Raw genomic sequence first — 14,070 nt, 5'->3', positions numbered from 1 at the left:
AGTACGGGTTCTCGGTGGTGGCCGCGATCAGGGTGACCCAGCGGTTCTCCACCGCGGGCAGCAGCGAGTCCTGCTGGGCCTTGCTGAAGCGGTGGATCTCGTCCAGGAAGAGCACGGTCTCGCGCTGGAAGCCGCCGGACTGGCGCTTGGCGCTCTCGATGACCGTGCGGACCTCCTTGACGCCCGCGGTGATCGCGGACAGCTCCACGAAGCGCTTGTTGGTGGCCTTGCTGACCACGTAGGCCAGGGTGGTCTTGCCGGTGCCGGGCGGGCCCCACAGGATCACCGACGAGGGCCCGGCGGGACCGCCGCCGCTCTCCCCCACCAGCCGCCGCAGCGGCGATCCGGGCCGCAGCAGGTGCTGCTGCCCGACGACCTCCTCCAGGACGCGCGGGCGCATCCGTACGGCGAGCGGGCTGGCCCCGGGGTCGCGCTCCCTGCGCTCCTCGGCGGCGGCGGTGAAGAGGTCTGGTTCCACGTCTTGCAGCGTAGGTCACCGCTACGACAGTCGCGCCGGCCGCCCACCTGTGGGCGGCCGGCGCGGGTGGCCGGACGATCGGGTGACGGTCAGATGACCGTCTTCCAGTAGTACCAGAAGTGCACCAGGATCAGCATGGCGATCACGCCGTACCACAGCACCGGGACGACCCAGTGGAATTCCAGCACCAGGGCGCGGGCCTTGGCGGGGACCTTGATCAGGCCGTGCTTGATGTTGTGCACCGCCGTGTACCAGAACGTGGCGATGGTGACGACCCAGGCCAGGCAGCACCACAGGCAGACCGCGTTGATGTTGTAGATCGTCTGGTACTGGAGCCAGGAGATGAAGCACACGCCGAACAGGCCGCCGGCCTGCAGGCCGTACCAGAACCAGGCTTTGTAGCGGGCGCCCGCGAACATGCCCATGGCCAGGGTCATCACCACCGGGAAGGCGACCAGGCCGATGATCGGGTTCTGGAAGCCGAAGACGTGTGCCTGGTGGCTCTGCATGACGTCGCCGCAGGAGATGACCGGGTTGAGGCTGCACGACAGGTGCAGCGTCTTGCCCTCGACCTTCGCCTGGAGCAGCCGGAATTTGTCATCCGTGATGATGAACGAGGCGAGCAGGCCCAGCGCACCGCAGATCAGCAGCAGCCAGCTGAAGGGCTTGCCCGCCGCGATGCCGTCGGCCGGGCGCCGCTGCTCGCTCTCGCCGTCCGCTCGCGTCTCGTCCAGGGCGGAAGTCGTCATGATGGCCGATCTCTAGGTCCGTGGTGGGCGGGCACCCATTCATTGTGCACGAGGGCGGTCAGGTTGGAATAAGCCTGCAGCGCCCTCGTACACGGATGAGGGGTTTACCCGAGCCGCTCCTTGACGGCCGCCACGATCCCGTCGAGCGGCACCGGTGACTGGTCGCCGCTTTCCAGGTCCTTGAGCTGCACGACGCCCTCGGCCAGGTCCCGCTCGCCGGCGACCAGCGCGAGGCGGGCTCCGGAGCGGTTGGCCGACTTCATCGCGTTCTTCATGCCCTTGCCGCCGTAGGCGAAGTCCGCCGCGACGCCGGCCCTGCGCAGCCCGGTCACGGCGGTGAACAGCGCCCGCCGCGCCTCCTCGCCGAGCGGCACCGCGTAGACGTCGGTGACCGGCGGCAGTGCCAGGTCCACGCCCTCGGCCTTGAGCGCCAGCACGGTGCGGTCCACGCCGAGCGCCCAGCCGACCGACGGCAGCGACGGGCCGCCGATCATCTCCGACAGGCCGTCGTAGCGCCCGCCGCCGCCGATCGCGGACTGCGAGCCGAGCCCGCCGTGGACGAACTCGAAGGTGGTGCGGGTGTAGTAGTCCAGGCCGCGCACCAGCCGCGGGTCGTCCTCGTACGCCACCCCTGCCGCGGCCAGCAGCTCGCGCACCTGCTCGTGGTAGGCCTTGCAGGCCTCGCACAGGTGGTCCGCGATCAGCGGCGCCCCGGCGAGCTGGCGCTGGACGGACTCGCGCTTGTCGTCGAGCACCCGCAGCGGGTTGATGTCGATCCGGCGGCGGGTGTCCTCGTCCAGGTCCAGGCCGCGCAGGAAGTCCTGCAGCGCGGTCCGGTAGGCGGGGCGGCACTCCCGGTCGCCCAGCGAGTTCAGCAGCAGCCGGTAGCCGCTCAGGCCCAGCGAGCGGTACGCCTCGTCGGCCAGGATGATCAGCTCGGCGTCCAGCAGCGGGTCCTCGGCGCCGATCGCCTCGGCGCCGACCTGCGAGAAGTGCCGGTAGCGGCCGGCCTGCGGGCGCTCGTAGCGGTAGTAGGAGCCCGAGTACCAGAGCTTGACCGGCAGGTTGCCGGCCTTGTGCAGGTTGGCCTCAAGGGCCGCGCGCAGCACCGAGGCGGTGCCCTCGGGGCGCAGCGCGAGCTGCGTGCCGCCCTTGGTGGTGAGGGTGTACATCTCCTTGGTCACGATGTCGGTCGACTCACCGACCCCGCGGGAGAACAGCTCGACGGTCTCGAAACCGGGGGTCTCGACATAGCCGTAGCCCGCGCGGCGGGCGGGTGCGGCGATCGCCTCGCGCACCGCGAGATAGGTCGCGGAGTCGGGCGGCAGCAGGTCGTAGGTGCCCTTGGGGGCCTGGAACGTGCTCACGTCAGCAGTCGTCACAATCCTCGTCGCGGAGCCGCCGGGTGCGGGGCTCCTGAGCCGCGGGCCGCCTCGCCCAGGTAGGGGTTGGCGGCGCGCTCGCGGCCGATGGTCGTCTGGGGGCCGTGTCCCGGCAGCACCACGGTGGAGTCGTCGAGCGGCAGGCACACGCGGGCCAGCGACTCGTACAGCTCGGCCGTGGAGCCGCCGGGCAGGTCGGTGCGTCCGACGGAGCCGGCGAACAGCAGGTCGCCGGAGAACATCACGGACGGGATGTCCGCGGCCTCCGGCAGCCGGAAGGTCACCGACCCCCTGGTATGGCCGGGCGCGTGCGCGACGGCGAATTCCAGGCCGGCCAGCGGCAGGACGCCGCCGTCGGTCAGCTCCCGCAGGTCGTCGGGCTCGCCGACGGTCAGCTCGCCGAGCAGCTGCTGACCGATGGTCCCGCCGAGCGCCCTGTCGGGGTCGCTGAGCATGTAGCGGTCCTCGGGGTGGATCCAGGCGGGCACGTTCCGCGCGCCGCACACCGGGATCACCGAGGCGACATGGTCGATGTGGCCGTGACTGAGCACGACCGCGACGGGCTTGAGGCGGTGCTTGGCGATGATGTCCTCGACGCCCTGGGTCGCGAGGTGGCCCGGGTCGATGATCACGCACTCCTCACCGGCGGCGGGGGCGACCAGGTAGCAATTGGTCCCCCAGGCCCCGGCGGGGAACCCGGCAATGAGCACGTTCGTCCTTCTGTCGTCCGCGAGCGGTCGGTGTGGCGGTTTCCGAGCCTACCGGCGAGCACATCGCGGTCGCGAACACGTATCGGGCGGGTATCGGCGCGTTGGCGGACTGGACTGGACCGGCCGCAGGACGCCAAGATTTGCGCACACACCGTGCCGCGACTCGCGACCACATCGTGTGCGCACAGCAAACGCACAGCTCACACGGCCTGCGGCACAATACGCCACGGGGCGATGGAGACACCGCACCACGCATCTACACGGCAGACGACACGAGCGACCGGGAGACGGCGAAGTGGTCACCAAGGATCAGCGGCGGCGGCAGCTCGCCCGGGAGAAGTTCGAGCGGCAGCAGGCGCGCAGGGTGGATCACACCCGAAGGTCGCGGCGGCGCAACGCGGTGGTCGCCGCGGTCGTCGCGGTGGTGGTCGCCGCGGTCGGCACCGCGTGGGCGGCCGGCGCCTTCGACAGCAGCAAGAAGAAGGACGACGCCGCCGGCGCCACCCCCAGCGCGTCCGCTCCCACGACGCCCGCGGCGACGCACGTGGCCGACCCGTGCGAGAAGGCCGCCCCGGGCAGCCCGGGTACGGCGACGTGGAAGAAAGCGCCGGCGATGGCGATCGACCAGAGCGCGAAGTACACCTTCACGCTCAAGACGACGTGCGGCGACATCCCGATCGCGCTGGACGCGGCGAAGGCGCCGGCGACGGTGAACTCGTTCAAGTTCCTCGCCGACAAGGGCTTCTTCGACCACACGCGGTGCCACCGGCTGACCAGCAAGGGCATTTACGTGCTGCAGTGCGGCGACCCGACCGCGTCGGGCAGCGGCGGCCCCGGCTACACCCTGCCGGACGAGAACCTGACGGCCTTCGGCAAGGCCGACGCGCAGGGCTCGGTGACCTACCCGGCCGGCACCGTCGCGATGGCCAACAGCGGCCCGAAGACCGGCGGAAGCCAGTTCTTCCTGGTCTACAAGGACAGCCCGCTGCAGCCCAACTACACTCCGTTCGGCACGATGAGCGCCGACGGCCTGAAGGTGCTGGACAAGATCGCCGCCGCGGGTGAGAACAGCGGCGGGCAGGGCGACGGTGCCCCGAACGCCACCGCCGTGATCAACAAGGCGACCGTCACCAAATCCTGATTGCCCCCGCATCGGATGCGGACAGCCGGGGCGATGGTCGCCTATGTTGGCGTTGGACCGGCCAGGGCGTACAGCCCGGGCCGGAGAGACACTGTGGACGATGCCCGTCAGCCACCGGCCGGGAGGGCATCACGTGGAGGAGGCGCTGTGAGCAGCGACCCGTGGGGCCGCGTCGATGAGACGGGGACCGTGTACGTGCGTACGGCCGACGGGGAGAAGGAGGTCGGTTCGTGGCAGGCGGGCTCCCCCGCGGAGGCGTTGGCCTACTTCGAGCGCAAGTACGAGGGGCTCGTCGTGGAGATCGGCCTCCTGGAACGGCGGGTGCAGACCACCGACCTCGCCCCCAAGGAGGCGCTGGCGGCCATCGAGCACCTGCGGACCTCGGTGACCGAGGCCCACGCGGTGGGCGATCTCGCGGCGCTGGGCGTCCGGCTCGACGCGCTGGTGGCGCTGGTGGACTCCCGGCGCGAGGAGCGCCGGGTCGCCAAGGCCAAGCAGAGCGAGGAGGCCAAGGCGGCCAAGGAGCAACTGGTCGCTGAGGCTGAGCAGTTGGCTGAGAGCGAGCAGTGGCGGACCGCCGGCGAGCGGCTGCGGGCGCTGGTGGACACCTGGAAGGGCCTGCCGCGTCTGGACCGCAAGGCCGACGACGAGTTGTGGCACCGCTTCAGCCACGCCCGTTCGGTCTTCTCCAAGCGCCGCAAGGCGCACTTCGCGTCGCTCGACGCGCAGCGCGAGGAGGCGCGGCGGGCCAAGGAGAAGCTGGTCACCGAGGCGCAGGCGCTGTCGGACTCGACGGACTGGGGGCCGACCGCGGCCCGCTACCGGGAGTTGATGACGGAGTGGAAGGCGGCCGGGCGCGCGCAGCGCGAGGCCGAGGACGATCTGTGGAATCGTTTCCGCGGCGCGCAGGACGTCTTCTTCGCCGCCCGCTCCGAGGCCTTCGCCGAGCGCGACGGTGAGCAGCGCGACAACCTCGCGGCCAAGGAGCAACTGGTCGTCGAGGCTGAGAAGTTGCTGCCGGTGACGGACCTCAAGGCGGCGCGTGCCGCCTTCCGGACCATCAACGAGCGCTGGGAGGCCATCGGCCACGTGCCGCGGGACGCCCGGCCGCGTATCGAGGGCCGGATGCACACCGTGGAGCGGGCGCTGGCGGACTCCGAGGCGGCCGAGTGGCGGCGCACCAACCCAGAGGTGCGGGCCAGGGCGGCGGGCCTGACCGGTCAGCTCCAGGCCGCCGTGGACAAGCTGCGCGACCAGGTCGACGCGGCGCGCTCCGCGGGCAACACCGCGAAGGCCGACAAGCTGGCGGCCGAACTCGAAGGACGCCAGGCGCTGCTGGACCAGGCGCTCAAGGGCTTGCAGGAGTTCGGCGGCTAGACCCCTCGCACCCCCGTAAGGCGAGCGGCCCCGGCACTCACGTGCCGGGGCCGCTCGCCTTACGCGCGGCCCGACCGCGCCGGGCTGCCGCCGCCCTACCGCTGGCGGCCCGAGGTGACGCGGTAGACGTCATAGACGCCCTCGACGCCCCGGACGGCCTTCAGGACGTGGCCCAGGTGCTTGGGGTCGCCCATCTCGAAGGTGAAGCGGGAGGTGGCGACCCGGTCGCGGGAGGTCTGGACGGCCGCGGACAGGATGTTGACGTGCTGGTCGGACAGCACCCGGGTGACGTCGGACAGCAGCCGGGAGCGGTCGAGCGCCTCGACCTGGATGGCGACCAGGAAGACCGACGACTGGGTGGGCGCCCACTCGACGTCGATGATCCGCTCGGGCTGCTGGGACAGCGAGTCGACGTTGACGCAGTCCGCCCGGTGCACCGACACCCCGCTGCCCCGGGTGACGAACCCGATGATCGGGTCGCCGGGAACGGGCGTGCAGCAGCGCGACAGCTTGACCCACACGTCACTCGTGCCCTTGACCACGACCCCGGGGTCGGCGTTGGCGCGGCGCTTGCTGCGGCCCGGCGACGGGGCGGTGATCTCCTCGACGTCCTCGGTCGCGCCCTCCTCGCCGCCGAGCGCGTCGACCAGCTTCTGCACCACGGACTGCGCGGTGATGTGGCCCTCGCCGATCGCCGCGTACAGCGCGGAGATGTCGGGATAGCGCATCTCGTGCGCCAGGGTGACCAGCGAGTCGCCGGTCAGCACCCGCTGGATCGGCAGGTTCTGCTTGCGCATGGCCCGCGCGATGGCGTCCTTGCCGTGCTCGACGGCCTCCTCGCGGCGCTCCTTGGAGAACCAGGCGCGGATCTTGTTGCGGGCCCGCGGCGACTTGACGAAGCCGAGCCAGTCGCGGGACGGTCCGGCGCCGGCCGCCTTGGAGGTGAAGACCTCGACCAGGTCGCCGTTGTCCAGGGTGGACTCCAGCGGCACCAGCCGGCCGTTGACCCGGGCGCCTATGGTGCGGTGGCCGACCTCGGTGTGCACCGCGTAGGCGAAGTCCACCGGGGTCGCCCCGGCCGGCAGCGCTATGACGTCGCCCTTGGGGGTGAAGACGAAGACCTCGCTCTGCGACAGGTCGAAGCGCAGCGACTCCAGGAACTCGCCCGGGTCCTCGGTCTCCTTCTGCCAGTCGAGCAGCTGGCGCAGCCACGCCATGTCGTTGACCGCGTCGTCCTTCTTGTCGGAACGCGGGCTGTCGGTGCGCACCTTGGACGCCCCGGCGACGGCCTCCTGCTTGTACTTCCAGTGCGCGGCGATGCCGTACTCGGCGCGGCGGTGCATGTCGAACGTGCGGATCTGCAGCTCGACGGGCTTGCCGCTGGGGCCGATCACCGTGGTGTGCAGCGACTGGTACATGTTGAACTTCGGCATCGCGATGTAGTCCTTGAACCGGCCCGGGACCGGATTCCATCGCGCGTGGATCGTGCCGAGCGCCGCGTAGCAGTCCCTCACCGTGTCGACCAGCACCCGGATGCCGACCAGGTCGTAGATCTCCGCGAAGTCCCGGCCGCGGACGATCATCTTCTGGTACACGCTGTAGTAGTGCTTGGGCCGGCCGGTGACGGTGGCCTTGATACGGGCGGCGCGCAGGTCCTGCTGGACCTGGTCGGTGACGACGGCCAGATACTCGTCCCGCTTGGGGGCGCGCTCGGCGACCAGCCGGACGATCTCGTCGTACATCTTGGGGTAGAGGATGGCGAAGGCCAGGTCCTCCAGCTCCCACTTGATGGTGTTCATGCCCAGCCGATGGGCCAGCGGGGCGTAGATCTCCAGGGTCTCGCGGGCCTTCTTCTCCTGCTTGTCCCGCTTCAGGTAGCGCATCGTGCGCATGTTGTGCAGCCGGTCGGCGAGCTTGATGACCAGCACCCGGGGGTCCTTGGCCATCGCGACGACCATCTTGCGGACCGTCTCGGCCTGCGCGGCCTCGCCGAACTTGACCTTGTCCAGCTTGGTGACGCCGTCCACCAGCAGCGCGACCTGGTCGCCGAAGTCCCTCCGCAGCTGGTCGAGGCCGTACTCGGTGTCCTCGACGGTGTCGTGCAGCAGCCCGGCCATCAGGGTGGCCGGGTCCATGCCCAGCTCGGCCAGGATGGTGGTGACGGCCAGCGGGTGGGTGATGTACGGATCGCCGCTCTTGCGCTTCTGGCCGCGGTGCCAGCGCTCGGCGACCTGGTAGGCGCTCTCGATCTGCCGCAGCTGCGCGCTGTCGCCCTTGGGGTCGTTGCCCCGCACGACCCGCAGCAGCGGTTCGAGCACCGGGTTGTACGGGCTGGAGCGCTGCACGCCGAGCCGGGCCAGCCGGGCGCGGACGCGGCTGGAGGAGGCGCCGGGGCGGGTCGGCGCGACACTGCCCGGGGTGCGCACCGGCCGGACGGCGGGGGCGCCGGGTTTGGGCTCGGCCTCCGCGGTGGCGGCCTCAGCGGGCGTGTCGGTGCCGCGCGCGGCCGGTTCCGTACCGCCCGCGGCGTCGAGTGGCTGAGGCTTGTCTGGCAAGAGCGCTCCTCACGCGGGTAGAACCCCCATGGTATCGACCTGCGGCGACACCGGGGCGCGCGGAGCCCCCGGGCGCCCCCGGAGCGAGTCCGGCGGGGCCGCTGGGACGCCTGCGCCGCCCGCAGCGGCCGCGGAGGCAGGCCGGCCGCCCAGGGACGCCCGAGCGCCGCCACAGTGGCCCACACGCCCCTACGGCGCCGCGGTGGACCCGGTCAGATCGTGACGAGCGCGTCCAGCGGGGCGTTGCCCAGGGCCGGCACCAGCCGCTCGCGGCCGCCGAGGAAAGTCAGCTCCATCAGCACCGCCACTCCGGCGAGGGCGGCGCCGGTGCGGCGCACCAGTTCCAGGCTGGCCTCCGCGGTGCCGCCGGTGGCCAGCACGTCGTCGATCACCAGCACCCGGTCGTCGGGGTCGAAGGCGTCGGCGTGCACCTCGATCTCCGCGGTGCCGTACTCCAGCTGGTAGGCCTGCCCGTGGGTGTCGCCTGGCAGCTTGCCGGCCTTGCGGACCGGGACGAAGCCCAGGCCGGCGCGGGCGGCGGCCGGCGCGGCCAGGATGAAGCCGCGCGCTTCGAGGCCGACGACCTTGGTGGCGCCGCGCTCGACGCACAGCGCGGCGAGCGCGTCCACCAGGGCGCCGAAGGCCTTCGCGTCGGCCAGCAGCGGGGTGATGTCCTTGAACACCACCCCGGGCTCCGGGTAGTCCGGTACGTCCCTGATGTGGGCGAGCAGCAGCTCGCGCAGTTCGGCGGACGCGGTCTGCGTGGTGGTCATCGCGGTCTTTCCCTCGGCTTCCTGATGGACGTCTCCCCCGCATTGTCCCCCGTACGGAACGCACGAGCCGCCCGGCCGTGACGGCCGGGCGGCTCGGGTGCGTGCCCGTGGTGCTCAGCCCGTGCTCAGCGCCGCTTGCCCGAGGGGCGGTTCCGGCCGCGGGTGCCGCGGCCTGACGGCTGGGTGCGCGGGCTGCGCGTGGAGCCCTGGCCGCGGGGGGCGACCACGCCGGCCGCCGCTGACGCGGTGGCCTCGTCGCCGTCCTGCGGGCCGTCGGCTTCGTCGTCGACCGCGTCCCGCGGGTCCTCGCCGCGCGCCTCGGCCTCCTTGGCCTTCTGCGCGTCCGACGCCCGCTTGGCCAGCACCCGCTTGTGCAGGGCGCGCAACTGCGGCTCGCGCTCCTTGAGGTCCGCCACGATCGGGGTCGCGATGAAGATCGAGGAGTAGGCGCCGGCGGTGAGGCCGACGAACAGCGCGAGCGCGATGTCGTTGAGCACGCCGGCGCCGAGCAGGCCGCCGCCGATGAACAGCAGCGCGGCGACCGGCAGCAGCGCCACCACGGTGGTGTTGATCGACCGCACCAGGGTGCCGTTGAGGCTGCGGTTGGCGAGCTCGCTGTACGTCCGCTGGTTCTGCTTGGTGATCCCCCTGGTGGCTTCCTTGAGACCGTCGAAGACGACGACGGTGTCGTAGAGGGAGTAACCGAGGATGGTGAGCAGGCCGATCACCGTACCGGGGCTGACCTCGAAGCCGACGATCGCGTAGACGCCGGTGGTGATGGTGATGTCGTGCAGCAGCGCGACCAGCGCGGCCACGGCCATCCGCCACTCGAAGGCGATCGCCAGGTAGATGACCACCAGCACCAGGAAGATGATCAGGCCCTGCAGGGCCTTCTGCGAGATCTCCTTGCCCCAGCTGGGGCCGACGATCTCCGCGTCGATCTTCGACGACGGCATCTTGAGATCGTCGGCGATCTTCTGCTGGACGTTCTTCGAGGTCTCGGTGGTGATGTCGCTGACCTGGATGCGCAGGCCGCCGTTGCCCAGCTTCTGGATGGTGGCGTGGTGGCCCGCGGTGTCACCGCTGATCTTGTTCTGCGCGTCGCTGACCGAGATCGAGGTCTTGGGCGTGGTGAAGACCGCGCCGCCCGAGAACTCGATGCCGAGCTTGAGGCCGTTCACCAGCAGGCCGACGACCGCGACGACCGTGATCAGGATCGAGACCCCGTACCAGAGCTTGCGCTTGCCCACGAAGTCGTAACTGACCTCGCCCCGGTGCAGCCGGTGACCGAGAGTGCCGAGCTTGGACATCAGGCTTCCTTCGTCTCGGAGCTGTGGGTGCGGCGGACGCGGCGCAGCGGCGCCTTGACTCCGAGGCTCTTCGGGTCGAGACCGGACCACTTGTGGCCCTGGGCGAAGAACTTGCGGCGAGCCAGGATCGTCATCAGCGGCATGGTGAACAGGAAGACCACCGCGACGTCGAGCAGGGTCGTCAGGCCCAGGGTGAAGGCGAAGCCCCGGACCTTGCCGACGGTCACCACGTAGAGGACCGCGGCGGCCAGGAAGGACACGAAGTCGGACACCAGGATGGTGCGCCGGGCGCGCGGCCAGCCGCGGGCCACCGCCGGTTGCAACGACCGGCCCTCACGCAACTCGTCCCTGATCCGTTCGAAGAACACGATGAAGGAGTCGGCGGTGATACCGATGGCCACGATGGCACCGGCGACCGCCGGCAGGTTCAGCGCGAAGCCGATGGCCCGGCCGAGCAGGCACATGATCGTGTAGGTCAGCGCCGCGGACGTCACGAGGCTCGCGATGGCCACGAAGCTCAGGCCGCGGTAGTAGGCGAACATGTAGAGCACGACCAGCGCCAGGCCGACGGCGCCGGCGATCAGGCCGCCGTGCAGCTGCTCGCCGCCGAGGGCGGCCGAGACCGTGGTGATGTCGGAGGTCTGGAAGGCCAGCGGCAGCGAGCCGTACTTCAGCACGTTGGCCAGGTCCTCGGCCTCGTTCTGCTTGAAGCTGCCGGAGATCTGGGCGCTGCCGCCGGGCAGGGCCTGGTGCACCGAGGGCGCGGACTCGACGTTGCCGTCGAGGTCGATCGCGAAGCGGTTGTTCGGGTCGGTCTTGCTCGCGAGGTCACCGGTGACCTTGGTGAACTGGCCGGCGCCCTTGGAGTCGAAGGTCAGGTTCACCACCCAGCCGTTGCCCTGCTGGGTGTCGAAGGAAGCGTTGGCGCCCGAGATGCGCTTGCCGTCGATCAGGGAGGGGCCGAGCACGTACTTCTGCCAGACGCCGCCCTCCTTGCCGCACGCGACGACCTTCTGGGTGGGCTTGGCGCCCTCGGTGATCGCGGCCCGCTGCTTGGGGTCGGCGCAGTTGAGCGCGGTGAACTTGGCCTGGAGGTCGGCGGGGACCGACACGTCGGCGCCGCCCGTCGAGGTGCCGGGGTCGGTCGCGGCCGGGGTGGTGGCCGTCGGCAGCGGGGTGGGCGCCTTGTTCACACCGGAGGTCAGCGCACCGGTGACGGCGCGGCCCTGGGCGCTGGAGCTGGCGGACGGGGTGCCGGAGGCGGTGGCGGTGGACTTCGGCGTCGCCGTGCTGCTGGGCTTCGACGAGGGGGTGCCGGAGGGGGTGGCGCTGCCCGTCGGGGTCGGCTTCGGCGTGGCCACCGGCTGGCCGATGTCCGCGGCGAGGACCTGGCGGAAGAACATCTGGGCCGTGGTGCCGACCTGCTTCTCCGCCTGCTCCGCGTTGGTGCCCTTGGGGATGTTGACGATGATGTTCTTCGATCCCTCGGTCTGCACCTCCGCCTCTGAGACGCCGAGCCCGTTGACGCGGTTGTTGATGATGCTGACCGCGGTGTTCATGTTCGCCTTGGTCACCGCACTGCCCTGGTTGGGCTTGGCGGTCAGCGTGATGCTGACGCCGCCCGCCAGGTCGATGCCGAGCCGGGGTGTGGTGTCCCCGGAGAGAAACATGCCTCCGGTCATCGCCACCAGGGCGATGAGGATCACGGCCAGAGCGCGCTCGGGGTATCCCTGACTCCCCGAGGACCTGCGGCCCTTCTTGGCTGCTGCCACCTTCTTGTTTCTCCCTGTCCTACCGCACCGGAGCCTGCGCGCTCACGGGCGGTGACGAGTGTTGCGCGAACCTGACCCTTACTTGGGGGTGGAGTCGGTGCTGCCCAGCCCCGACCCGTGCTCGGTCTTCTTCAGCTCCACACGGTCCTCATCCGGCTCCTGGGCGTCGTGGTCCGTCGCCGCGGTCTCCCCGGTGACCGGGTCGGCGGTGTGCTCGTCGGCCGCGGCTGTCCCGTCCGCGGCCTCCGTGTCGTCCTCCGGCTCCTCGGGCTCGATGCCGTGCACGATGCGGTTGAACTCCTGCTCGCTGAGCACGGTGGAGATGGCGCCCTTGGTGAAGTGCGCGTGCACGCCGTCCGTGAGCTCCAGCAGCACCGTCTCGTCGTTGACCTCCTTCACCACGGCGTACATACCGCCGATGGTGCGGACGCCGGAGCCGGGCTCCATCTTGTTGCGCATCTCCAGGGCCTGGCGCTGCTTGCTCTTGGCCGACCTGGTCATGAGCAGCATGCCGCCGATGAGGACGATGAAGATGAGGATCAGGGGATTCACGGTGGGGCGTTCCTTCGCACGGCCAACGGGGCTGGCCTGGGTTTCGGGATGTGAGTGCCGATCCGGAGGAAGGGCGTCGGCGGAGTCTAAGCTCTGGTTCGCCGCTGGAACAACGCCAAGCATGGCACCGAGGTTCCTGAACCGGCGAGACCATCCGCGTCACGGACCGAACAGCCCGGTCTGTCCCGGTCCCGTACCCGGCCCCGCTCCCCCGCTGTGCTGCGGGGGTACGAGGCCCAGGTGCGTCCATGCCGCGGCGGTGGCCACCCGACCCCGCGGGGTGCGGGCCAAGAGCCCCTCCCGTACCAGGAAGGGCTCGGCCACCTCCTCAACAGTCTCACGCTCCTCCCCCACTGCGACGGCAAGTGTGGACAAACCCACAGGACCGCCGCCAAAAAGGGTCAGAAGGGCGCGCAGCACCGCCCGGTCCAGCCGGTCGAGACCGCGGGCGTCGACCTCGTAGACCTCCAGGGCCTTGGCCGCGGTCTGCCTGGTCACCACCCCGTCTGCCCTGACCTGGGCATAGTCCCTGACCCTGCGCAGCAGCCGGTTGGCGATCCGCGGGGTGCCGCGGGAGCGGCCGGCGATCTCGGCGGCGCCTGCGGTGTCGACCGCCACGTCCAGCAGGCCGGCCGAGCGATGGATCACCCTTTCCAGCTCGGCGGGGGCGTAGAACTCCATGTGGCCGGTGAAGCCGAAGCGGTCCCGCAGCGGCGGCGGCAGCAGCCCGGCCCGGGTGGTGGCGCCGACCAGGGTGAAGGGCGGCAGTTCGAGCGGGATCGCGGTGGCGCCCGGGCCCTTGCCGACGATCACGTCGACCCGGAAGTCCTCCATGGCCATGTAGAGCATCTCCTCGGCCGGGCGGGACATCCGGTGGATCTCGTCGAGGAAGAGCACCTCGCCCTCGGCGAGCGAGGACAGGATCGCGGCCAGGTCGCCGGCGTGCTGGATGGCGGGGCCCGAGGTGATCCTGATGGGGGCGCCCATCTCCGCCGCGATGATCATCGACAGGGTCGTCTTGCCCAGGCCGGGGGCGCCGGAGAGCAGGACGTGGTCGGCGGTGCCGCCGCGCTTGCGCGCGGCCTTCAGCACCAGGTCGAGCTGCTCGCGGACCCGCTCCTGGCCGACGAATTCACCCAGGTCCTTGGGCCGCAGCGCGGCCTCGACGGCCTGGTCGTCGCTGTCCGCCGCGGCGCCGAGCAGGCGGTCGGGTGCGGCTTGTGCGGCGTCGTCCCAGTTCATGGAAGGTCTCTCGGGTCAGCGGGGGTCGG

Annotated in this window: 12 protein-coding genes; 2 read left to right on the top strand and 10 right to left on the bottom strand. The window is 70.9% G+C overall.

Annotated elements, in window-relative coordinates; all coding sequences use genetic code 11:
- The 4 genes from BUE44_RS18780 to BUE44_RS18765 form a co-directional block, all read right to left on the bottom strand.
- On the bottom strand, positions 1-478 hold a 478-nt coding region (locus tag BUE44_RS18780; protein WP_143172527.1), incomplete at its 3' end, for an AAA family ATPase.
- Positions 479-567: 89 nt separating this feature from the next.
- Positions 568-1,227, bottom strand: a complete 660-nt coding sequence (locus tag BUE44_RS18775; protein WP_073499896.1) for a vitamin K epoxide reductase family protein — start codon at positions 1,225-1,227, stop codon at positions 568-570.
- Between the two features lie 104 nt (positions 1,228-1,331).
- Positions 1,332-2,594, bottom strand: a complete 1,263-nt coding sequence (gene hisS / locus BUE44_RS18770; RefSeq protein ID WP_073499894.1) for a histidine--tRNA ligase — start codon at positions 2,592-2,594, stop codon at positions 1,332-1,334.
- Positions 2,595-2,605: 11 nt separating this feature from the next.
- Positions 2,606-3,319 carry an MBL fold metallo-hydrolase gene (locus BUE44_RS18765; RefSeq protein ID WP_073499892.1) on the bottom strand — a complete coding sequence of 238 codons (714 nt, stop codon included), beginning with the start codon at positions 3,317-3,319 and terminating at the stop codon, positions 2,606-2,608.
- 295 nt (positions 3,320-3,614) lie between these two features.
- Between BUE44_RS18765 and BUE44_RS18760 the strand changes: the two genes are divergently transcribed.
- Both BUE44_RS18760 and BUE44_RS18755 read left to right on the top strand, forming a co-directional pair.
- Entirely contained in the window at positions 3,615-4,460 is an 846-nt protein-coding gene (locus tag BUE44_RS18760) for a peptidylprolyl isomerase (protein WP_073499890.1), read from the top strand.
- A gap of 147 nt (positions 4,461-4,607) precedes the next feature.
- On the top strand, positions 4,608-5,837 hold the full coding sequence (locus BUE44_RS18755) for a DUF349 domain-containing protein (RefSeq protein ID WP_073499887.1): 1,230 nt from the start codon (positions 4,608-4,610) through the stop codon (positions 5,835-5,837).
- Positions 5,838-5,932: 95 nt separating this feature from the next.
- Here the strand turns inward: BUE44_RS18755 and BUE44_RS18750 are convergent, their stop codons facing one another.
- From BUE44_RS18750 to ruvB, 6 genes are all read right to left on the bottom strand, one after another.
- The gene (locus BUE44_RS18750) at positions 5,933-8,392 is read right to left on the bottom strand and encodes a RelA/SpoT family protein (protein ID WP_073499885.1); all 2,460 of its coding nucleotides are present in this window, start codon (positions 8,390-8,392) and stop codon (positions 5,933-5,935) included.
- A gap of 212 nt (positions 8,393-8,604) precedes the next feature.
- Positions 8,605-9,165 (bottom strand): adenine phosphoribosyltransferase, encoded by a 561-nt coding sequence (locus BUE44_RS18745; protein WP_073499883.1) that lies wholly within the window; start codon positions 9,163-9,165, stop codon positions 8,605-8,607.
- Between the two features lie 125 nt (positions 9,166-9,290).
- Complete coding sequence (gene secF, locus BUE44_RS18740; RefSeq protein WP_073499880.1) at positions 9,291-10,475, bottom strand: protein translocase subunit SecF; 1,185 nt, start codon at positions 10,473-10,475, stop codon at positions 9,291-9,293.
- Complete coding sequence (gene secD / locus BUE44_RS18735) at positions 10,475-12,247, bottom strand: protein translocase subunit SecD (RefSeq protein WP_073499877.1); 1,773 nt, start codon at positions 12,245-12,247, stop codon at positions 10,475-10,477. The genes secF and secD overlap by 1 nt, the downstream gene beginning before the upstream one ends.
- A gap of 78 nt (positions 12,248-12,325) precedes the next feature.
- The gene (gene yajC, locus BUE44_RS18730; protein WP_073499875.1) at positions 12,326-12,799 is read right to left on the bottom strand and encodes a preprotein translocase subunit YajC; all 474 of its coding nucleotides are present in this window, start codon (positions 12,797-12,799) and stop codon (positions 12,326-12,328) included.
- 159 nt (positions 12,800-12,958) lie between these two features.
- Positions 12,959-14,041, bottom strand: coding sequence for a Holliday junction branch migration DNA helicase RuvB (ruvB, locus tag BUE44_RS18725; protein ID WP_073499873.1), 1,083 nt, complete (start codon positions 14,039-14,041; stop codon positions 12,959-12,961).
- Positions 14,042-14,070 lie beyond the last annotated feature (29 nt).

The sequence above is a fragment of the Actinacidiphila paucisporea genome (assembly GCF_900142575.1).
Taxonomy (GTDB): Bacteria; Actinomycetota; Actinomycetes; order Streptomycetales; family Streptomycetaceae; genus Actinacidiphila; species Actinacidiphila paucisporea.
The sequence above is the reverse complement of the archived record's forward strand: the minus strand, read 5'-3'. Positions and strand labels throughout refer to the sequence as shown.